The organism is Bacillota bacterium, assembly GCA_012518215.1.
Classification (GTDB): domain Bacteria; phylum Bacillota; class Dethiobacteria; order DTU022; family PWGO01; genus JAAYSV01.
Genome location: JAAYSV010000006.1, coordinates 99,151 through 120,447, shown reverse-complemented (window position 1 = coordinate 120,447; position 21,297 = coordinate 99,151). Strand labels below are relative to the sequence as shown.

Annotated in this window: 19 protein-coding genes; all 19 read right to left on the bottom strand. The window is 48.9% G+C overall.

Going from position 1 to position 21,297, the window contains the following annotated elements; translation table 11 throughout:
- Window positions 1-21: 21 nt before the first annotated feature.
- Entirely contained in the window at window positions 22-1,041 is a 1,020-nt protein-coding gene (locus GX364_00910) for a polysaccharide deacetylase family protein (protein NLI69411.1), read from the bottom strand.
- 17 nt (window positions 1,042-1,058) lie between these two features.
- Window positions 1,059-1,769 (bottom strand): polysaccharide deacetylase family protein, encoded by a 711-nt coding sequence (locus GX364_00905; GenBank protein ID NLI69410.1) that lies wholly within the window; start codon window positions 1,767-1,769, stop codon window positions 1,059-1,061.
- A 77-nt stretch (window positions 1,770-1,846) separates the two neighbouring features.
- Window positions 1,847-4,024: a polyribonucleotide nucleotidyltransferase gene (locus GX364_00900; protein ID NLI69409.1), complete on the bottom strand. Its 2,178-nt coding sequence runs from the start codon at window positions 4,022-4,024 to the stop codon at window positions 1,847-1,849.
- Between the two features lie 61 nt (window positions 4,025-4,085).
- The gene (rpsO, locus tag GX364_00895; protein NLI69408.1) at window positions 4,086-4,385 is read right to left on the bottom strand and encodes a 30S ribosomal protein S15; all 300 of its coding nucleotides are present in this window, start codon (window positions 4,383-4,385) and stop codon (window positions 4,086-4,088) included.
- Window positions 4,386-4,488: 103 nt separating this feature from the next.
- On the bottom strand, window positions 4,489-5,469 hold the full coding sequence (locus GX364_00890; GenBank protein ID NLI69407.1) for a bifunctional riboflavin kinase/FAD synthetase: 981 nt from the start codon (window positions 5,467-5,469) through the stop codon (window positions 4,489-4,491).
- A 15-nt stretch (window positions 5,470-5,484) separates the two neighbouring features.
- Complete coding sequence (gene truB / locus GX364_00885; protein NLI69406.1) at window positions 5,485-6,414, bottom strand: tRNA pseudouridine(55) synthase TruB; 930 nt, start codon at window positions 6,412-6,414, stop codon at window positions 5,485-5,487.
- Between the two features lie 28 nt (window positions 6,415-6,442).
- Window positions 6,443-7,441 carry a bifunctional oligoribonuclease/PAP phosphatase NrnA gene (locus GX364_00880; GenBank protein ID NLI69405.1) on the bottom strand — a complete coding sequence of 333 codons (999 nt, stop codon included), beginning with the start codon at window positions 7,439-7,441 and terminating at the stop codon, window positions 6,443-6,445.
- Complete coding sequence (rbfA, locus tag GX364_00875; GenBank protein ID NLI69404.1) at window positions 7,441-7,827, bottom strand: 30S ribosome-binding factor RbfA; 387 nt, start codon at window positions 7,825-7,827, stop codon at window positions 7,441-7,443. The genes GX364_00880 and rbfA overlap by 1 nt, the downstream gene beginning before the upstream one ends.
- Window positions 7,828-7,836: 9 nt before the next feature.
- Window positions 7,837-9,942 (bottom strand): translation initiation factor IF-2, encoded by a 2,106-nt coding sequence (gene infB / locus GX364_00870; GenBank protein NLI69403.1) that lies wholly within the window; start codon window positions 9,940-9,942, stop codon window positions 7,837-7,839.
- A gap of 24 nt (window positions 9,943-9,966) precedes the next feature.
- Complete coding sequence (locus GX364_00865; protein NLI69402.1) at window positions 9,967-10,254, bottom strand: YlxR family protein; 288 nt, start codon at window positions 10,252-10,254, stop codon at window positions 9,967-9,969.
- A 52-nt stretch (window positions 10,255-10,306) separates the two neighbouring features.
- On the bottom strand, window positions 10,307-11,572 hold the full coding sequence (gene nusA, locus GX364_00860; protein NLI69401.1) for a transcription termination/antitermination protein NusA: 1,266 nt from the start codon (window positions 11,570-11,572) through the stop codon (window positions 10,307-10,309).
- Window positions 11,569-12,072: a ribosome maturation factor RimP gene (locus GX364_00855; GenBank protein ID NLI69400.1), complete on the bottom strand. Its 504-nt coding sequence runs from the start codon at window positions 12,070-12,072 to the stop codon at window positions 11,569-11,571. Before GX364_00855 ends, nusA begins: the two co-directional genes overlap by 4 nt.
- A gap of 151 nt (window positions 12,073-12,223) precedes the next feature.
- Window positions 12,224-12,985 carry an alpha/beta fold hydrolase gene (locus GX364_00850; GenBank protein NLI69399.1) on the bottom strand — a complete coding sequence of 254 codons (762 nt, stop codon included), beginning with the start codon at window positions 12,983-12,985 and terminating at the stop codon, window positions 12,224-12,226.
- A gap of 66 nt (window positions 12,986-13,051) precedes the next feature.
- Window positions 13,052-14,149: a LysM peptidoglycan-binding domain-containing protein gene (locus GX364_00845; GenBank protein ID NLI69398.1), complete on the bottom strand. Its 1,098-nt coding sequence runs from the start codon at window positions 14,147-14,149 to the stop codon at window positions 13,052-13,054.
- 218 nt (window positions 14,150-14,367) lie between these two features.
- The gene (locus tag GX364_00840; GenBank protein NLI69397.1) at window positions 14,368-14,643 is read right to left on the bottom strand and encodes an AtpZ/AtpI family protein; all 276 of its coding nucleotides are present in this window, start codon (window positions 14,641-14,643) and stop codon (window positions 14,368-14,370) included.
- A 103-nt stretch (window positions 14,644-14,746) separates the two neighbouring features.
- Window positions 14,747-16,759 (bottom strand): FAD-dependent oxidoreductase, encoded by a 2,013-nt coding sequence (locus GX364_00835; GenBank protein NLI69396.1) that lies wholly within the window; start codon window positions 16,757-16,759, stop codon window positions 14,747-14,749.
- 33 nt (window positions 16,760-16,792) lie between these two features.
- Complete coding sequence (locus GX364_00830; GenBank protein NLI69395.1) at window positions 16,793-18,016, bottom strand: aspartate kinase; 1,224 nt, start codon at window positions 18,014-18,016, stop codon at window positions 16,793-16,795.
- A gap of 16 nt (window positions 18,017-18,032) precedes the next feature.
- Window positions 18,033-20,216, bottom strand: a complete 2,184-nt coding sequence (locus GX364_00825; GenBank protein ID NLI69394.1) for an ATP-dependent RecD-like DNA helicase — start codon at window positions 20,214-20,216, stop codon at window positions 18,033-18,035.
- A gap of 94 nt (window positions 20,217-20,310) precedes the next feature.
- The gene (locus GX364_00820) at window positions 20,311-21,039 is read right to left on the bottom strand and encodes a hypothetical protein (GenBank protein ID NLI69393.1); all 729 of its coding nucleotides are present in this window, start codon (window positions 21,037-21,039) and stop codon (window positions 20,311-20,313) included.
- Window positions 21,040-21,297 lie beyond the last annotated feature (258 nt).

Below are 21,297 nucleotides of genomic sequence, written 5' to 3'. Positions count from 1 at the left end.
TCTTTTGTTCTATATACCGGGTTATGGGCCATCAAAAAAGGGAAAAGAAGACAGATGTTCATCTACCGTGACAACATGCAGCCCCTCTTCTTTCATGAAAGGTAAAATCCTGGTCAACAGCTCGGAAATGTCCCTGGTGGGATGCATCAAGATTATATCCCCACCCTTGACATTCTCCTTGATACTGCTTTCCATTTTTTCAATCTGGTCACGCCAATCCACCGTATCAAGAGACCACAACACCGTACGCATGGAATTCCGTGCCACTATTTCCAGAACGAGCTGGTTATATTCACCTTTGTGGGGAGTAAAATACTTCGGTTCTTTCCCACTGGCTTCATACAGTATCTCGTTGGTAGCCAGCAATGACTTTTCTATTTCGTCATTGTTGAGATCGGTCATCACCTCTGCATCCGAATAACCGTGGCTCCCAAGTTCATGGCCATCCCCGGCAATTTTTTGAACCCATTTCTGATTCTTTTCGGCCCATTTTCCGGTAATGAAAAAAGTCGCCTTTACATTTTCATCTCTCAAAACCGAAAGCAGTTCAGAAAGGTACTCCTCTCCCCAGGCAACATTGATCATCAAGGAAACACACTTTTCATTGGGATTCCCCCGGGAAGCCGGCAATGCAGGGTAATCATCCCATTTGATACGTGCGTTTATCTGTCGGTAAAGAGGCAATACCTTCTCATGGGGCTCTGCATCCATGATCTTTTCAACCGTAGCATCGACATCTATGCGCATCCCGCTGACTTCGGGGACGATCATTTTATTGGCCAGGTCAATTTCGGCATCGATCGGCTGACGAATTTCCCGGGCTGCGATCTTCTTTACGTATTTCTCTACATCATCCCGAGACCATTTTCCCACATTTTTTTCCCAGAATACGACCCCCTTCTCCACACTGGTCATCTTGGTATGGTAAGCCGAGACGATCAGTTTGGCTGCAAATATTAGCAGGATTATGATAGCCAGAACGAACATGATTCTTTTGATCCTGCTAGCTGAACCGGCAAGGAACAAGGTCCTTTTCCGCATTATCCTTCACGCTCCTTTCATTTATTATGGTTTTCTATCAGCCGGGATACGTCCAGCACGTCGTAGCCGGATTTCCGGATATGTTTTATGATCAAGGGTAAAGCAACGGTGGTATGGTCGCTGCTGGTACGAAAATTGATGATGCTTCCATGATGGAGTTTCTCCGATATCCACTCGATGATCTCCTCGCTGTCATTGGCCACCAGGTCACGGGAATCAATTGACCAAAGAACAGTTTGGTAACCATTCTTTTTCGCCACGTCGAGCAAAATTTCATTGTATTCTCCCAGCGGGGGTCGAAAAACTCCGGGACGGTACTCCAGTATTTCGGCAGCAAGCCGATTGAAATTTTCAAATTCGATGGTCATGTCTTCCTCGGTCAGGTAAGTAAAGGGGATACTGGAAAAAGAATACTTGCCCAATTCATGCCCCTGAAGTAGTATCTCTTTGGCTTTTTCAGGGAAATTTTCAATCCAGGCTCCACTGACGAAAAAGGTGGCTTTCACCTTCTCATCTTTCAGGATAGCCAGAATTTCTTTCAGGTTCCCTTCACCCCATGTGACCTCGAAAGTGAGAGCTGCCTGTGGCTGGGAAGTATCACTGAAATAATAGGGGCCGTCATCCGCAGTGCTTATTATCGTACTGTAAAACAAGACACCAGCCAGCAAAACAAGCAGAATGATGAGCAATCTGAGCAGCTGTTTCCTGGGGATATTCAACCATAACAAAAGTGCATACCTCTTTTTTTTTGATTATAGATATGCACTTCCATGTTCAATTATGCACCTGGCCGCCCGCTTTGAATCTAGCGATTCCTGCGTGGCGGAAAAGGTCTTTTGCGATCTCTATCCCGACCTTTTTCAAATGACCGTTTTTGATTGGCAGGCCTCGTCATGGCTTCTTTCCGGGATAAATCGATTCTTCCTCTCTCGTCTATACCGATAACCTTGACCAGCACTTCGTCGCCAAGATTGAGGACATCCTCGGTTTTATCCACCCGTGCAAAATCGAGCTGTGAAATATGAACGAGGCCTTCTTTGCCCGGCAATATTTCAACAAATGCGCCGTATTTTTCCACACGGGTCACTTTACCCAGATATTTTTCGCCGGGTTCCACTTCTTTTACCAGACTTTCGATTATATCATGAGCTTTCTGCCCGGCATCCCTGTCCACAGCAGATATATATACTTTCCCGTCAGATTCAATATCTATCCCCACACCGGTATCAGCGATGATTTTGTTGATCATCCGCCCACCGGGGCCGATCACATCCCGGATTTTATCAACATCGATTTGCATGGTGATGATACGTGGTGCATGGGGGGAAAGATCGTCGTTGGGCCTGGAGATGGTTTCGTCCATGATATCCATGATGTACAGATAACCTTCCCTGGCCTTGGAGATAGCTTCGGCCATGATATCCCGGGAAAGACCTTTGACCTTTATATCCATCTGCATCGTCGTTATTCCATCCCTGGTTCCGGCAATTTTGAAATCCATATCTCCCAGAAAATCCTCGATACCCTGTATATCAGAAAGAATGACATACTTTCCATCTTCCTTGATCATGCCCATGGCAATGCCAGCAACGGCTTTTTTGATTTTCACCCCGGCATCCATCAGGGCCATGGAAGCAGCACAGACACTGCCCATCGATGACGAACCGTTTGATTCCAGCACCTCGGAAACCAGTCTGATCGTATACGGGAAATCATCTTCGTTCGGAATTGTCGCCTCCAGAGCCCGCTCGGCAAGAGAACCATGCCCGATTTCCCGCCTCCCCGGGCCTCTTATGAAACCGGCTTCCCCAACGCTGAATGGCGGAAAATTGTAGTGGTGAATGAAACGCTTTGATTCTTCTACCCCCAGGCCGTCAAGAATTTGCATGTCTCTCAACGCCCCGAGAGTACAGACGTTCAACACCTGTGTCTGCCCCCTGGTGAACAGTGCAGAGCCATGGGTACGGGGCAAGATCCCCACCTCACAACTTATTTCCCTGATCTGATTGGCTTTTCTTCCATCGGGCCTGATGTTTTCTTCCAGTATCATTGTACGCAGGGTCTCTTTCATTGAGGATTCAAATACATCCTTGATTGCCGCCTCATGGTCGGGATAGAGTTCATTGTACTGTTCGAAAAACGCCTCCTTGACATGTTCCAGCTGTTTTTCTCTTTCCAGTTTTTCATGAACATCAAATGCTGCCCGGATTTCACGGGACAGTGCCTGCCTGGCCTCATTTTCCACTTCCCGGGGAAGTTCTTCGGCCTCGGGCACCTCCATCTTGGGAACAGCTTTCTGTTCCACGATTTTTTCCTGCAGTTCCACGATTCGCTTGATCTGTTCATGACCAGCCTCGATACAGGCCAGCAACCTTTCCTCGCCAATCTCGGCTGCCGATGATTCAATCATCATGATCGCATCTGCGGTTCCGGCAACAATCAAATTGATGATGCTTTTTTCCATCTGCTCCACGGTAGGGTTTATCACAGGCATATCATCCACCATACCCACAACCACCGCCCCCACCGGTCCGTCAAAGGGGATCCTGGAAATAGAAAGAGCCGCTGAAGCACCGATGATGGAAAGTGTCTCCGGAGGGCAATCCTGATCCACAGAAAAAACGGTGGTCACGATATGAACTGAGTTACGGAACTTCTGAGGGAAAAGCGGCCGCAAGGGGCGATCCGTGAGCCTTGCTGCCAGTATGGCCTTCTCCGTCGGCCTGCCCTCCCTTTTGATAAACCCACCCGGTATACGGCCAACAGCATAGAGCCTCTCCTCGTAGTCCACGGTAAGCGGGAAAAAATCGGCATCTTCTCTCGGTTGATCCGAAACCGTGGCCGTAACCAGAATGACGGTATCGCCGTATCTTACAAGTACCGATCCTCCAGCCTGTTTTGCCAGTTTCCCGGTCTGCAATAGCAATTCCCGTCCTTGCAAATCCAACTTGAACGTATCCAAAATACATTTCCTCCTTTTCAATTTCAAAGCGGGGCCTTCACCCCGCTTTGATTGGCCAAGTCAAGCAGCTGCCTGTCATGAATTATTTCCTCAGCCCGAGTTTTGACAGTATGGACTGGTAACGGTCCGGGGCGTTGTTCCTCAAATAATTTAGAAGCCCCCTCCTCTTTCCAACCATCTTCAAAAGACCACGCTGGGAATGGTGGTCCTTCTTGTGGCTTTTCAGGTGCTCGGTCAGATTGTTGATCCTTTCCGTCAGCAGCGCAATCTGAACTTCGGGAGAACCGGTGTCACTATCATGTAAACGGAAACTATTGATCAGATTGCGTTTTTCTTCCTGCTTCAGCACTTGATACTCACCTCCCCTTCGATAAATCGCCATAAGCCAAGTAAAACGGCGGGATTCGTAAAACCTAGCCCATGGTTCATTTTGTTTAATGGCATAATGATATCAGAAAATGACGCAAATTAACAGGGCATGCAAATTATTTAGTCACCCCGTATTTGTACCCACCGGGTAAAAGAAGCGGCAGAGAACCTTCCGCTTTCCGCCTGATAGTTTCTATATCTGCCGCGATCTGCATTTTCAATTCATCGGCACTGGAAAAAGCAATCTCATCCCTGATTTTATCAATAAAGTAAACCGTCAATATCTGGCCGTACAGATCCCCATGATAATCGACTATGTTGATTTCAACTGCCAGATCCTGGTCCGGGAATGTTGGGCGTACCCCTATATTGGCTGCACCGACAAACAGTTGCCCATCCAGTTTTACGATCGTGCAATATACCCCCTTGCCGGGCAGGACCATGGACGGATCAAAACTGACATTTGCCGTGGGAAAACCGAGAAGGTCCTTTCCCCTTCCCGCCCCGGGAACAACCTTGCCGTGGCGAAAATAATGGTAGTTCAACAATTTGCAGGCTTGCCTGACCTTCCCGGCAACAATCAGTTCACGGATTGCAGAACTGCTTACCTGTTTTCCTTCCACGTTTACCGGTGAACAGATCCGCACATCAATATCCAATATATCACCCCATTCCTTCAAATGGGAGATGTTTCCGGCTGCCCCCCGGCCGAAAGTGTAATCGAAACCTGCAATTACACCCCTTACCCCTATTTTCCCCTTTAAATAAATTTTCACAAACTCTTCGGGTAAAAAACGTGAAGTTTCCTCGCTGAAAGGTTCCACGATCATGTAATCCAGCCCCAGTGCCCCGAGGATCTCTCCCTTGGCTTCAAGGTCGGATAGCAAAAGCAAATTCCCTTCAGGCCTGACAACATGGGCCGGATGGGGATCAAATATCAATGCGGCGCTATTTCCTCCGCAGGATCTGGCTGCTTCTACCGCCGTTCTGATAACATGCTGATGGCCTTTATGTACGCCATCAAAATTTCCCAGTGCCAAAAAAATGTTTTCCCTGCACGCCGATGGCAAATTGTCCAATCCGAAAACGATTTGCATTCTGAACCCTCTTTATTAACATAATCGCAACAACTTTGTTGGCTTGAACATGATCCCCTTTTCTACCCTTGTCCATTCCCCCAGACCCCAGAATTCCCTTTCGGGGCCGTAAACCCTGTACACTTTGCCCGGGACTGGAGGTTCGCCATCCGGGCTTGAAACTTGATTTGCGTAAAGATAATTCCCATGAACCAGATAGCGCAACGCTTCCTTGACAACCACCACTTCGGGCATATGTAACAGGGCAATATCGATGGGCAAGAATATTTCCCCGATACCGTTCTCTTCCACCGCTTTTCCAAGATCCTCTATCGTTACCGTTCTATCTATGGTAAAGGGCCCCACCGATGTCCTTAAAAGAAAGGAAAGATGAGCAGGGCAACCCAGATCCTCTCCGATTTTGACTGCCAGGGATCTGATATATGTACCATGTGAACATTTTACATCAAAAATGATGCGTGGGAAACTTCCTTCCATGTATTGCACCAATTTTAAAGAATAAATGCTCACCTTGCGAGGCGGAAGTTTGATTGTTTTACCTTTCCGCGCCCATTCGTAGGACCGCCTCCCACGGTACCTTATAGCAGAGAAAGAAGGCGGCTCCTGTTCCATCCTCCCGATATTTTTTCGCAGCACGGCTCGAACCCGTTCCGGATCAATCCCTGGCACCCCGAGCGGTTTCTGACAGGTTATCCGCCCATCACCGTCAAACGTATCGGTAGCTATCCCCAGCATGATCTCCCCCCGGTACCCCTTATCCCCTTCCAGCAGGAAAGACGAGATCCGGGTAGCTTTACCCAGACAGAGGGGCAGAACACCGGATGCTGCCGGATCGAGAGTCCCCGCATGCCCTACTTTGATACCGGGCAATTTATTCCTGGCAAAAGAAACAACATCATGGGAGGTCATACCCGAGGGTTTTAAAATATTCAGGATGGCATTCATAAAAATCTCCATGTCAATGCAGATCGGATCAGTGCCCCAACCCTTCCGTACCTGTATCTATCAGCCTGGCCGCCGCGGCGATCGTTTTTCTTTTCAAATCATGGTAGGGGCCCTTGTGGCGAAACCCTGCAGCCCTGACATGCCCGCCCCCGCCAAAACGATCCGCTATCACGCTCACATCGACATTCTTGCTACGTAAGCCCACCTTGATTTCATTGTCCTGATCTATAAAAAAGAGGATGCCTACCTCCACACCGTCAATATTTTTGGTGTAGTTTATCATCCCATCAAGGATCTCCATATCTGCACCCTCCTGAACAAGCAAATCCCGGCTAACAGTCAACGCGGCGATCCTGTCACCTTCCCAGAGCTCCAGTGTGGAGAGAGCTTTCTTCAAAATCATAAAATATACAAGCGGTTTTTCGTCAAAAATACGCTGCGAGATGGCAGCGACATCGATATCGTAATTCAGAAGATCGGCAACAATCCTGTGCGTCTGGCTGGTTGTATTTTCGAACTTGAAGGAACCGGTGTCGGTAATTATTGCCACATACAGGGCCGTGGCTATATGATCATCGATAAAAAAGTGTCCGTGTCTCAAGAGTTCATATATGATTTCCCCGGTTGCCGCGGCTTCGGGCACCACCAGATTTGCCGTTCCGTAATATTCATTGGTCACATGATGATCGATGTTTATGAGCGTCTTGAAACTGTTTTTCAATTCCGGTAGAAGCCCGGATCTTGAAAAATCACTGCAGTCCAGAACAACCAGATTGGTTTTTGCTGCATCACCTGCAAAATCATTGATCATCAATGCGGAAAGATCTGCATGATTCAAAAACTGATACTTGACCGGAATCGGATCACGGTTGAAAAGCATCACTCTTTTACCGTTCCGGATGAGGGAACGGGCCAGAGCCAGGGAGGAACCCACGCTGTCACCATCTGGCAGGAAGTGAGAAGCAACAAGAAAGGATTCTTCCTCTCTTATCACATCTACAATTTTTGTAAAGTTATCGGTAGCCATTATTTTTCCCTTTTTTCCGGAAAGATCGTTTTTAAAACCTTGTTGATGTGTGCCCCGTAACCGATGGAATGATCGATCATGAAGTGTATTTCCGGAATATGACGCAACCTGATTCTTTTACCTATCTGTAAACGAACAAATCCCGCCGCCCTCTCCAGAGCTTCCAGAATAACTTTCCGGTCTTCCTCATCGTCCTCAAAAATACTGATATAAACCCAGGCGTGTCCAAGATCCCGCGAAACCTGCACATCGGTCACGGTGGTAACGGCAGGCTTGACGCGTGGATCCTTGATTTCATCGGCGATAATGTTGCTGATTTCTTTTTTTATCTGGCCGGCAACCCGGCTTGCGCGCAAACTGCTGATAACCTTCTCCCCCCTGTACAATCAATCGATCTACCTTTTTTTCTGGGGCCTGGTCTCTTCCAGGGTGTAGGCTTCAAGGATGTCCCCTTTTTTGACATCGTTGAAACTTTCGACCAGAATACCACATTCATATCCACTGGACACTTCCTTGACATCCTCCTTGAATCGTTTCAGCGATTCTATCTTTCCTTCGTGGATAATCTTTCCATCGCGAATTACCCTGATCCTGTAATTGCGCAAAATCTTTCCATCTGAAATATATGAACCGGCGATGGTCCCGAACCGTGACGATTTGAAAATTTGCCTTACCTCGGCTGCACCCTGCACCACTTCCTCGTAAACAGGATCCAGCATCCCCGTGATGGCATCCTGCATTTCCTCGATTGCCTCGTAGATTATCCTGTAAGAACGGATATTCACATTTTCCATTTCCGCCATCTTTCGTGCATTGATGTCCGGCCTGACATTGAAACCGATTATGGCTGCATTGGAAGCGGCTGCAAGCATAACATCCGATTCGTTGACCGCCCCGACGCCACTGTGAATAATTTTGATTTTTACCTCTTCCTGGCTCAACTTCAGGAGGGAATCCTGCAGTGCCTCGACAGAACCCTGCGTGTCCCCTTTAACAATAAGGTTGAGATCCTTGATTTCACCTGTTTTGATCTGTTCAAAAAGATCCTCCAGGGAAAGGCGCGGCGTGGACCTGGCTGCCTCTTTCATTCTGCGCAACCTTTTCCCCGCCAGTTGGCGTGCAAACTTTTCATCATGCACAGCCTGTAGCATATCCCCGGCCTGCGGAACATCGTTAAGGCCGATAACCTCGACCGGAACGGAGGAATCCGCTTCCATTATTTTTTCCCCGCTATCATTTGTGAGGGCCCTTACCTTGCCATACACGGATCCGCAGATAACCGGCTGCGCCACCCTCAGCGTTCCGTCCTGGATCAATATTGTAGCCACAGGCCCGCGTCCTTTATCCAGTTTTGCTTCGATAACAATACCGCGGGCGGGACGATGAGGATCGGTCTTCAGATTGTTGATTTCTGCAACCAACAGGATCATTTCCAGGAGTTCATCCACGCCGTCACCCCTGATCGCACTGACAGGCACGAATATGGTTTCCCCTCCCCATTCTTCGGGGACAAGCCCGTATTCCGAAAGCTGTTGTTTTACCCTGTCAGGGTTTGCGTCAGGTTTGTCGATCTTGTTGATAGCCACAATTATATGGACACCCGAAGCTTTGGCATGGTTGATGGCTTCGACCGTCTGCGGCATAACCCCATCATCTGCAGCAACAACAAGAACCGCTATATCCGTGGCCTGGGCGCCGCGCGCCCTCATCGATGTAAAGGCTTCGTGCCCGGGCGTATCCAGAAAAAGCACCCCTTTGCCCCCGGCATAAACCTTGTAGGCGCCTATATGCTGTGTAATTCCGCCGGCTTCCTGTGCGGTTACATTCGACTGGCGGATATAGTCCAGCAGGGAGGTTTTGCCATGGTCGACATGGCCCAGCACCGCAACCACCGGGAAACGAGAGGCCAACTCGCCCTCTACCCGGTTTCCCTCGTAATGAAAAAGTTCTTCTTCCTCGGGATCGCGTTTGTAGATGATCTCCAATTCATACTCCGAGGCCACCAGTTCCATTATATCCGGCGCCAGTTCCTTGTTTATATTTAGAATGATTCCCAATTCAAGAAGCAGTTTCAGAACATCCTCCGGATAAACGCCTATCTTGGCTGCAAATTCGCCCACCGTGGTATGTCCTTCTATTATCACCTTTTTTTTCTGTTCTTTTTTCTTCTCCCCGGCCTTCTCCCTGGCATATGTTTTGCGTGTCTTCCTGCCGATGGTTTCAGGCCTGGATTCCCTTTTTACCACAGCAGGCTTTGCCTTGCTCTCGACACCCTCCTGCGGCTCCTCTCGTTTTTTATCTTTTACCGCAGTAGCTGTTTTCCCGGATTCTGCCTGGCCGGTCAGGACAGATATCAATTTTTGAGCAACCCCTTCATCCACGGTGCTCATGTGATTTTTGATTGGAACCTTCATTTCTTCCAGTACTTCAATTATCTTTTTGCTGGTAGTACCAAGTTCCTTGGCCAGTTGATATACTCTTACCTTGCTTGGTTTTCCCATCCTGATCACCCCCACATGAAACGATTAATTATCCTCCGCATGACCGTTCTCTTCCAGTATTCTGTACACTTCCTCCTTGAGCGATGCCGGTATTTCCCTTTTCAAATTTTTTTCCAGTCGCCTGGCCTTGCAAGCACGATCCATGCACGCCTTGTCGGGACATATATACACCCCGCGACCCGATTTTTTTCCTGTCAAGTCAACCTCCACCGGGCCACCGGGAACGCTCACAATTCTGATCAGGTCCCTTTTTGGTTTTTTTTCTTTACATCCAACACAGGCCCTCAGTGGAACCTTGCGGGGTTTTGCCACCAGTAAAGACCTCTCCTTTCAAAACCTGACTGTTCCTTTTCAGCGGCCGACATCAATCTTGCCCGGAATCCTCTTCTTCCGGTTCCCGGGAAACTTCCTCTTCCATGGAATCTTCTATCGGAGAATCTTCCACCTGGACTTCATTTTCCGCCTCATCTTCCAAAGCATCTTTCGCCTCCACTCCTTCCCCTGGAAGCTCTTCATTTTCTTCTTCTTCCACCGTTACCTCTTCCACCGCCTCTTCACCTTCCGCCATCTCACCGGGTTCCTCGGCCTTGGAAAGCTCGGCAAGTTGTGACTCGCTTAAAATATCCACCTTCCAACCGGTAATCTTGGCTGCAAGACGAACATTCTGCCCTTCACGGCCGATAGAAAGTGAAAGTTGGTTATCCGGAACTACCACCCTGGCAATCTTTTCCTCCGCATTCAATTCCACATGATTTACCTTGGCCGGGCTAAGCGCCCTCATGATGAATTCTTCCTGATTGTCGCTCCATTGTATGATATCGATCTTCTCACCGCGCAACTCATTGCTTACGGACTGGACCCTGGAACCCTTCTGCCCCACGCAGGCTCCCACGGGATCGACATCCCTGTTCTTGGAGGTAACCGCAATTTTTGAACGGTGGCCGGCCTCCCGTGCGACCGCTTTTATCTCGATCACTCCATCATATATTTCAGGAACTTCCATCTCGAATAGACGCTTCAGCAGAACAGCATGAGAACGGGAAACAATGATCTGCGGCCCCTTGTTGGTCTTTTTGACATCCAGAATATATACCCTGGCTATCTCGCCCTGCCGGAACCTTTCATTGGGAATCTGCTCCATGGGAGGCAGAATGGCCTCCGCGCGATCAAGATCGATCAAAATGTTTTTTTGCTCGAACCTCTGCACGGTTCCACTGGTTACATCACCGATCCGGTCCACATATTTTTCATAGATCAAGTCGCGTTCGGCCTCACGTATACGCTGGATAACAACCTGTTTCGCTGTTTGCGCCGCTATCCTGCCGAAATCCCTTGGAGTAACTTCTGTTTCTATTATTTCGCCGATTTCGATCTCCGGTTGCAGTTCACGGGCCTTTTCCAGCATTATTTCCGTATCGGCGTTATCTACACTGTCGACCACTTCGTAGGTTCTGAAAACTTTTATCTGTCCGGTGTTCCTGTTTATCTCGATCCTTGCGTTGGTAGCATGGTTAAAATTTCGTTTGTAGGCTGACATCAGGGCTACTTCAATCGCCTCGAAAAGTATTTCTTTCTCAATACCTCTTTCCTTTTCTATGGCATTGAGTGCCATCAACAGATCCTGACTCACTTTTTCTTCCTCCTCCTTTCATACTCTTTAAAGTCTGGCTTGTACCAGAGATTTGCCTTTACAACCGTGTTGAATGGTATTTCCTTTACCTGCCCCTCCCTGTTTTCCAGCAACACGCAATCATCCTTCAATCCGCGCAGTAACCCCTTGAACCTTTTCTGTCCGTTGATCGGGACATCGGTTGTAATCTTGGCATAATCTCCATCGAACTTTTCAAAGTCCTCCCTGTTTCTCAGTGGCCGGTCCAGTCCGGGAGAAGAAACCTCCAGAACATAGCTATGCGGGATCAGATCGACACGATCGAGCAAATCCGATATCTCGTGGTGGACATTCTCGCAATCATCGATTGTGATTCCGCCGGGTTTGTCCATATAGATACAAAGATTCCACCGCCCTTGTTTTCTGGCCCACTCCACACCGACCAGTTCAAAGCGGTAGGAATTCATTATCGGAGCAATCGCTTCTTCAACTTCGGATACCAGGTCGTTTTTCTTCCGCACATGCAACCCCTCTTGTTCCTAATACGCGAAAGAGTGGGTTAACCCACTCTTCGGCAGCAACATACTTGAATAACACGAACAGTTTAACATATTACCCATCAGTTGGCAAGAAGTAAAAAACGATTTCAGCCTCTTTTTGAACTCCCCTTTTTTATCCGATCTCTTTCTGGTTGTTATTTATAAATTCAGCCGTTTTGTTAAAGATAATTTCCTTGTCATAATCGAGGGTGGCCACATGGTAGGAATTTTTCAACCAGACCAACTCCTTCTTTGCAGAAGAGATATGTTTGTAAATATGGGGTGCATTATCCGGAGAAACCACCCCATCTTCCACCGCCGCAAAAATGAGCGCCGGTTGTTTTATGGATGCCAGATTATTATTGACTATTTTGAGCAATTTTATCAGTTCATGAGTTGCTGCGACCGGGGTGCGGTCATATGTGATCTCAACAGCTTCGGGATCTTTCAGGTTTCCACCGATAGCAGGTACCGTCTTGATCACATGCTTCAAAATCGGCACCAGTTTGATTTTGAATTCTTTCATGAAAACCGGAGCACATATGGGAATAACGCCAAGAACCTCCCTGGGAAAAACAGAAGCCAGGTACAGAGACAATGCCCCGCCCATCGAAAGCCCGGAAACATAGATATAATCACAATGATCCTGCAATTCAGAGAGGCCTTTCTCTGCCGATGCAATCCAATCGGGATACGTGGATTTTTGCATATCCTCGACGCTTGTCCCGTGCCCCTCAAGCCTGACCCCCAAAGTGGTAATACCCTTCCGGGCCAGCGCTTCGCCCATCGGCTTCATGGAAGAAGCGGTACCGGTAAAACCGTGTATCAGAAGACATCCAACTTTTCCTGCCTCATAAAAAAAAGGTTCGCCACCGGGCATGATCTTTTTCCCCACTGCCAACACCTCCGTCAGATTATCAATGATCCGTTTCCGTACCAAAATTTATCTGTTCTGTCATGCTTATTTGGGTATTTTGAGTTTCATGCCGGGCTTCAAACCGGAATCCCCCAAATCATTGAAATCGGCCAGCTCCTGATAACGGTTGCCATCACCCAGCAGGCGCGCACTGATATTCCACAAAGTATCCCCTTCAGCCACTGTATAGGTTTCATAGGGAACATCTTCTCTGTTGATGACCGGTTTCTGTTCCCCGGCAGTTTCCGAACCACTCTCGGGTATTCCGGATTCATCTTCCCGGGGCAGAAGATTTACCAGCGCTTCGTTTTCCATCTGCAATGCCTCGATAGTCTCTTCCTTGGAGCCCACGAGAGATTCCAGCTCATTGATCTTCTCGTAGAGAGGATGGAGAACAAAATAATTGTTCAAAAAAAACAAAACGAACAATATTCCAGCAAAAACAGCTGCGGTTTTGCCTATACCCAGAAACCTGGGCATTTTCTTTTCCTTCATGGCCCGGCCCAATCGTCTTTCCCTTTTTTCCTCCCGGGTCAGCGCGATATAAAGCGGTTCCCCTTCCACCTTGAAAGATATCGGGGCCAGGTTACCATATTTGTTCCATCCGTAAAAAGCATGTTCCTCGGAAAGAGGGTCAATAACGTAGGACACCTTCCAGAAAGACTCGAAAAATGTATCATGGATGAACAGATCATGCTTGGAGATAAAAGTACCCAATCCGGGATGGGTATGGAACCAACCCACCACTCTGCAATCCGGAAAATTTTGCTCTCTTGTCTCGGCCAGGAATTCCCATGTGCGGTGCGTGAACCTCAAGCCTGCTTTCGACGTTTCCACATAAGCAGCCTCCACGGCTGCTTCGATCCACACCTTGAAATCGTCTTGATCCCCGGAATAATGCCCCAGAAGAAATCCTCCGATTTCCCTGGAAGTATCCGTGCGGGAATAATCCTCGATAAACTCGAAGGCAGCATTGCTCATGAAGACACAACTGCCCGAATACCCGGTTTCCCTGCAATCCCGTGTTCCTTTCCCTTCTCCATCCTTCCCGGCCAGAAGATCATCGATAAGATCGCCACTTTTTGAAATCGCCTCATCAAGATTTTCCCCTGCCGTGGAGTCCATGGAATCTTGTTCCTTCATCGGTTGCTTCCTCCGCCATTGCTGGATCCTTCATTGCATGTAATAGTGATCCGATTTTCTAAATTTATGGTAAAAGAAATTAATGGATAAGTCAAGGATCGAACTGGCAACGTGCGTCATTTTTTATTCTGCTTCCATGCCCCCCAGTTCAAGAATTCCGGGGACCAACTTGCATTTCGGGATAGGGCAGTCACCGCGAGAAAACACCAATGGTCAGGCTATTCATCATCTTCCCTGTCCTTTTCCCGCTTGACCTTGTCCCCCGACTTCTGTTTCATCAATCCTTCCAGCTCGGCAAACAAACTGTAGAAACCTATGCCCACCCCCAGAAATATGCCCAGTATCATGAAAATCGGCGACGTTCCCAGGCGCCGATCCAGCCAGTCCCCTCCGTAAAGCCCCAGAAAAAGGCTTACGACCATCATGATGCCAAATGACAATGCCAGGTTGATATAGCGCCCGTAACGCAGCCAGTTTTGTTTTTTTTTAACCATTGAAAAAGGATCATCCCCCCGGCCGGTATCCTCACGGCCCCTGATAACAACTTGACGCCTTCTTCTTTGCATGATAATAGAACCGGCACGGTCAGGGACAGTCCTATATTTTCAAAGCAAGATCGAAAGCATCCCGGACAGCATCCAGGGCTTTCCCCGGCTTGCGCGCATCACCGATCAGATGAAGGTGTTCGACCTTACCCTTCAGTTCCTCGTAAAGCTTGTTTACAGGCATGGAACCAACAGCTATCACCACCGTATCCGCTTCGGTAAATATCTCTTCCCCCTCCGCTTCGGCAATGATCCCTTCATCCTCGATACTTTTGACCGTGGTATTCTCCATCATTTTCACATCGGCACGCCTCAGGGCATCGAGCAGGGTCCAGCGGGTGGAAATACCGATATCACGCCCGATCCCCTTCTCCATTTCCATGATCGTGATATCCTTGGGCCCCCTGACCGCCATATCGTAAAGGTCTTCCGGTTTTTCGGCCCGGGCAAGCAGAAGGAATTTCAGGGATTCAGCCGAAAGTGCGCCTTTCTGCGAAAGATGAAGTGCTGTTTCAACACCCACGGCGCCTCCCCCGACCACCACCACTTTGCCGCCAGTTTCAACCCTGTCCATCAATACATCCTCGGCAAGGCATACATGTTTCCGATCAATTCCCGGAATGTCAGGCCTGATTGCCTCCGCTCCCGTGGCCAGGACGACCACATCGGCATTCTCTGCGATGATCGCACCCGCATCTGCCGCCCTGTCAAGGACAACCTTTACCCCCAGTGCTTCGATTTCACCTTCAAGATAGGAATGAAAATCCAGAAAATCATTTCTGCCCGGTGGAGCCGCGGCCAGCTTGATCTGCCCCCCCAGTTCATTCCCTTTTTCCCAGAGGGTAACCTCATGCCCACGTGCCGCGGAAACCCTGGCCGCCTCCATTCCTGCCACACCGCCGCCGATCACCAGGATCTTCCGGGGAGCAGCTGCAGCCTCGATTTTCGTTTCTTTTTCCCTCCCCGCCGCGGCATTCACCAGGCAGGTTACCTCCTGGAGTGAAAATACCTTGTCCAGGCATCCTTGATTGCATCCTATACATTTTCTTATCCTGCCCGGGTTCCGCCCCGCCGCCTTGGCCGGTAATTGAGGATCGGCAATCAGGGGCCTTGCCATCCCCACAAAATCGGCCCTTTTCTCCTCGATTATTTTTGCGGCGATCCGCGGATCGTTTATCCGGTTGCAAGCTACCACGGGTAGCGATACATCGTTCTTGATATTCTCGGCCAGGTAAACAAATGTTCCTGGCGGCACGACCATGGTCAGCTGTGGAACACGGGTCTCGTGCCATCCCCCGGTAACGTTGAGACAGTCTGCCCCCACGTTTTCCAGATGGCGGCAGAATTCTCTTATTTCCACGTTGGTATTGCCGCCGGGGATAAAATCGTTGCCGCCAACGCGTACGATAACCGGATATTCCGGACCGACCGCTTCCTTGACCTTGCTTACCACCTCCAGACCAAAACGCATCCGACCCTTGAAGTCCCCACCGTACCGATCGTTGCGGCGATTGGTTTGCGGAGACAGGAATTGTGAGATGATGTACCCGGCGCTGGCCAGGATCTCCACGGCGTCAAATTCCGCTTCTTTTACCAGCAGAGCCGCGCTGACGTACCTTTCCATCAATTCCTGTATCTCATCGTTGGAAAGCTCATGGGGCGTCTCCCTCGTCAGCCTGGAGGCAATTGCCGATGGGGCAACGGATTGCTTGCCGGTCAAAAAGGAGTAAGCATACCTTCCGGCATGATACAGTTGCGCCGCAATGGCAGTTCCCTCTTTTTTTATTTTCCCGGTCAGTCTATGTAACCCCTCCAGAAAACGGGGATCGCTAACATCGATCATCAAGGGGCCGGCACCAACATCATCTATGGCACACCCACCGACAATGATAAGGCCTGCCCCCCCCCTGGCCCTCTCCAGATAGAATTCAATGATTTTTTCATTGATTTCACCGCCAGGGGCATAATTCAAATGCATCGACGGCATGACGATCCTGTTTTTGATTTCAAGTTTATTGATATAACAGGAAGTAAAAAGATGTTTCAACAGCCTCACTCCTTTCATCATATATTGAATGCCCGGTCCTTCTGAATTTTTCTATTTTTGTTCGGGATAGAATGTATCATGCAAAACTCGTACGGCAAGTTCGCCATATTTGGCTTCGATCACGCAGGATATACGGATTTCGGATGTGCTGATCATCTGAATGTTGATATTTTCTTCTGAAAGTGCCTTGAACATCTTTGCCGCAACGCCGGGATGATTCTTCATGCCGATGCCGACAATGGAAACCTTGCCGATGGCATCGTTGGTCAGAACATCCTGTGCCCCGATCTGAACAGCAACTTCTTTCAACAATTCCCCGGCGCGATCCAGTTCGGTTCCGGGCACCGTAAAAGTAAGATCGGTGTAACCATCCACACTGATATTCTGGATGATCATGTCGATACTGATCCCCGCATCAGCAAGAGGCGACAATATCCTGTAAGCAGTGCCCGGTTCGTCCGGAACTTTCAGTACGGATATCTTGGCCTCATCGCGATCAAGGGTAATCCCTGAAATAATTACATCTTCCATCCTGGGTTCATCCTCCTCCTTTATCCAGGTACAACGCTCACCGCCAAAAGTTGATTTTACCAGCAGGGGCACCTTGTATTTCTGGGCCAACTCCACCGAACGGGCCTGCAACACTTTCGAGCCCAGCCCTGCCAATTCCAGCATCTCCTCGTAAGTTATCGAATCGAGATGGCGCGCTTGAACACAAATTCGGGGATCAGCAGTATACACGCCGTCAACATCCGTGTATATTTCACAGATATCCGCGCCAATTGCCCAGGCAATCGCCACTGCGCTGGTATCCGACCCTCCCCGCCCCAGAGTTGTAATTTCATTCCGCTCATTTACGCCCTGGAACCCGGCGACAACGGCCACTTTCCCCTCGTTCAAAGCTTTACACAGGTTCTCCTTCCCCACCTCGACAATATGAGCTCTGGTAAAAGCCGCATTGGTCCGCAACGGAATCTGGCTCCCCAGGAAGGGCTGCGCGGGGCAACCGCGCTCTTCCAGGGCCATGACCATCAGGGCGGAGCTGATCTGTTCCCCGGTAGAAACAATCAGATCCTGTTCCCGCCCCGATGGAACCCCCGGGGAAAAGGAGTGCGACAGGGCCAGCAATCGGTCTGTTTCCCCGGCCATCGCCGACAGAACCACCGCCACCTTGTTTCCGGCATCGCGGGTCGAGGCAATTTTTCGGGCCACCTTCCTGAAATGGTCTATCGTGGCCAGCGAGCTGCCGCCATATTTTTGAACGATTGTAGACATACTGTACCCCCTTGTATCACGGACCGGACAATCTTTCCTTCAACATGGTAAAACGTTCCAGGGGCTTGTTGTTCTTGACCGCGATGGCCAATGCACGTTTCGTTCCAATCAACAGGGTCATTTTTTTACCCCTGGTAATTCCCGTGTAGATCAGATTCCTCTGCAACAATATGTAATGCTGGGTCATCACCGGCATGACCACCACCGGATACTCGCTTCCCTGTGACTTGTGGACAGAAATAGCGTAGGCAAGTGAAAGTTCATCGGCCTCCGAAAAATCGTAGTGTACCCGTCTCCCATCAAAATTGACGATCAGTTCCTTCTCCTCCTGGTCCAGGTATACAACCTTTCCTATGTCTCCGTTGAAAACATCTTTGTCATAATTGTTTTCAAGCTGCATAACCTTGTCACCGATGCGAAAAAACTTGCTGCCAATTTTGACCCCGTGCTTGTTGGCGTTCAACAGATTCTGCAGCTCGGCATTCAAATTCACGACGCCGATAACCCCTTTGTACATCGGTGTGAGCACCTGGATATCATCAAGGGGATCGAAACCGAAACGTTCCGGCAGATGTTTTTTGCAGAAGCTGCAAATCTTTCGCAGCGCTTCTTCAGGATCATCTTCCTCCACAAAATAAAAATCGGAGGTCTGTCCCGGAGGCGGATTTCTTGTATCGGGAAACTCCCCCATGTTGATACGGTGGGCGTTTGTCACGATCTTGCTCTGGCGTGATTGCCTGAAAATCTCCGTCAGGGTGATGACCGGAAATACATCGGAATCGATCATATCGCCAAGAACATTTCCTGCCCCCACCGCCGGAAGTTGATAGATATCCCCGACCAGAATAAAGATAGCATGCGACGGAATGGCCTTTACCAAGCTGTACATGAGCATGAGATCGACCATCGATGCCTCGTCAATGATGATCACATCGGCATCCAGAAGATTATCACGATCTTTCTGGAAACGACCTTTCTTGGGGCTGAATTCAAGCAGACGGTGTATGGTCCTGGCTTCATAGCCGGTGGCTTCCTGCATGCGCTTTGCGGCACGCCCTGTCGGGGCAGCCAGGAGCACCCTCAGTCCGATTTCTTTGTAGATATTCAGAATGGACTTGATGATGGTTGTCTTTCCGGTACCGGGTCCGCCGGTCACGATCATCACCTTGCTCCGCACCGAAAGGCGAACCGCCTCCCGCTGTTTGGAAGCCAGTTTGATATTATTTCTGGTTTCATAGTCAGCGAGGATCCTGTCCGTGTCCAGCTGTCCAAAAAAAGTCTGCTCACGGTAAATCTTCTTCAGTTCACGTGCCAGATTTTTCTCGGCAACATAGAATGGTGGAAGATAGACAGCTTTCAGGTTTGGAACAAAATCTTCAAGGGAAGCGGAATTGATATCTTCCATCATGATTCTCTGATTTTCAAACAAGACAGCCATCGCCTTGAGCACGATTTCCCGATCGATTCCCAGCAACTCCACCGACTTTTCAACCAGTGTGTCATAAGGGCAGAAAACATGCCCCTCACCGACGAAGCTGTTCAGTACATACAGAATACCCTCCTCCGCCCTGGAAATAGAATTGCGATCGATACCCATTTTCTGTGCGATCTGATCGGCAGTCACGAACCCTATGCCGCGAACCTCGGAAGCCATCCTGTAAGGATTATCTTGCAAAATATTTATTGATTCGGGTCCATACTGCTTGTAGATCTTGGTGGAATAAGCCGTGCTGACCCCATATTCCTGCAGGAAGATCATGATATGCTTGATGTCCTTGTGTTCTTCCCAGCCCCTTACGATCATCTCCACTCTTTTCTCGGCAACGCCCTCCACCGAGAGAAGCTTTTTGGGGTTATTCTCGATTATTTCCAGCGTTTCGTCCCCGAACACTTTGACAATCCGCCTGGCCATGACCGGACCAATCCCCTTGATCAATCCCGATCCAAGGTACCTTTCTATACCACGTGCCGTGGCCGGGGTGACTATCTCGTAGCCTTCAACCTCGAATTGTTCCCCGTATTTTTTGCTGTTGATCCATTTCCCATCAAGTTTCAGGTAGGCACCCGGGAACACACCGGCCATATTGCCGATGATGGTGGTTAATTCACGCTGCCCTTTCTCCTTGATCCTGGCAACAGTAAAATAATTTTCCTCGTTAAAAAAAACGATGCGTTCAAGGTAGCCGAAAATCGTATCCACTGGCGAATTATCCTTCCTGATAACAAATCTGGATAGACACCGATGTCAATCCAGTTGACGATATCTATCCAGCCAGAAAAAAACGTTTCTATTGCTACTGTTTTTTGATTACTTTAGCCGGAATTCCCTTTGTTTTCGTTTTCCCGCGTTTTGATCTCCATCTCAAGATCAATACTATGGCGAGAACGATGACAATGATGAGCGCCGCAACGGCGATCACTATCCTGAGAACGTTGGGAACATTGATAAGCAGTTCGATATCATTTTCATCCTCAAAGCTGAGCGGCCATTCCAGTGTCTTTCCATCGGGAGAGACGGTCGGTGCATTGTGGCTCAACGGCGTGATGGGGAAACCGATGATCAATTTGAAGTCCGGATTCATCATCTGCAGCACCGATGCACCTTTTTCATCGTCAAAACCCTTTATCGTTGGTTTGAAAATGTGTTTGAAATGGACAGTATTGAACAACAGCCCCTCCGTAACGGTAACTTCCGGTTTTTCCAACCCGGGGAAAAGACTCATCTTTTCGAATTCCTCGATACTGTCCATATGCCTTCTGGCCTTGAATCCGCTCATGCTATTCTTCTCCAGATCTTCCAGAGCAAATCCATCCTGGATCAGGTCCTTCCTCAAGGAAGCAAATATATCCTCATCCCCACCCCCCAGCAAACCGAGGGTGGAACTGGCCAGAAGTTCAAACTCGGTATCGGAGCTTCCATCGATATTGAATTGGACCTTCATATGGCCCTCGACACACCCGGCCAAACATATTGCAGATATAACGATAACCAGTACCATCATGGCAATTTTATATCTTTTCAACTGTCCCCCGACCTCCTAAAGTCTCTTGAGATAATAAGATTTGGAATCAATATGGCTATTCTGCAAAACAGGGGAAATTCCTTTTTTGTTGCCCGAGTTTTTTATTAAGTAATATACATAAATGCACCGACAATGGCAAACCACTGCCCGGGCATTCGACAAACCCCCCGCCGATGCTACTCCCTTTTTTCTCGGCCTGCTCCCGGCTGTTCTGTCACGGCTACTCCGGGGGAAATACATTTTTGTTTCCGACCTGCA

Bases quoted from the DNA above. Each gene is read 5' to 3' on its own strand.
- GX364_00835 (NLI69396.1), bottom strand. From the start codon at position 16,759: ATGAAAGGAGTGAGGCTGTTGAAACATCTTTTTACTTCCTGTTATATC.
- truB (NLI69406.1), bottom strand. From the start codon at position 6,414: ATGAATGCCATCCTGAATATTTTAAAACCCTCGGGTATGACCTCCCAT.
- GX364_00845 (NLI69398.1), bottom strand. From the start codon at position 14,149: ATGAAGGAACAAGATTCCATGGACTCCACGGCAGGGGAAAATCTTGAT.
- infB (NLI69403.1), bottom strand. From the start codon at position 9,942: ATGGGAAAACCAAGCAAGGTAAGAGTATATCAACTGGCCAAGGAACTT.
- GX364_00890 (NLI69407.1), bottom strand. From the start codon at position 5,469: ATGCAAATCGTTTTCGGATTGGACAATTTGCCATCGGCGTGCAGGGAA.
- rpsO (NLI69408.1), bottom strand. From the start codon at position 4,385: ATGGCGATTTATCGAAGGGGAGGTGAGTATCAAGTGCTGAAGCAGGAA.
- GX364_00880 (NLI69405.1), bottom strand. From the start codon at position 7,441: ATGGCTACCGATAACTTTACAAAAATTGTAGATGTGATAAGAGAGGAA.
- GX364_00910 (NLI69411.1), bottom strand. From the start codon at position 1,041: ATGCGGAAAAGGACCTTGTTCCTTGCCGGTTCAGCTAGCAGGATCAAA.
- GX364_00840 (NLI69397.1), bottom strand. From the start codon at position 14,643: ATGGTTAAAAAAAAACAAAACTGGCTGCGTTACGGGCGCTATATCAAC.
- GX364_00830 (NLI69395.1), bottom strand. From the start codon at position 18,016: ATGTCTACAATCGTTCAAAAATATGGCGGCAGCTCGCTGGCCACGATA.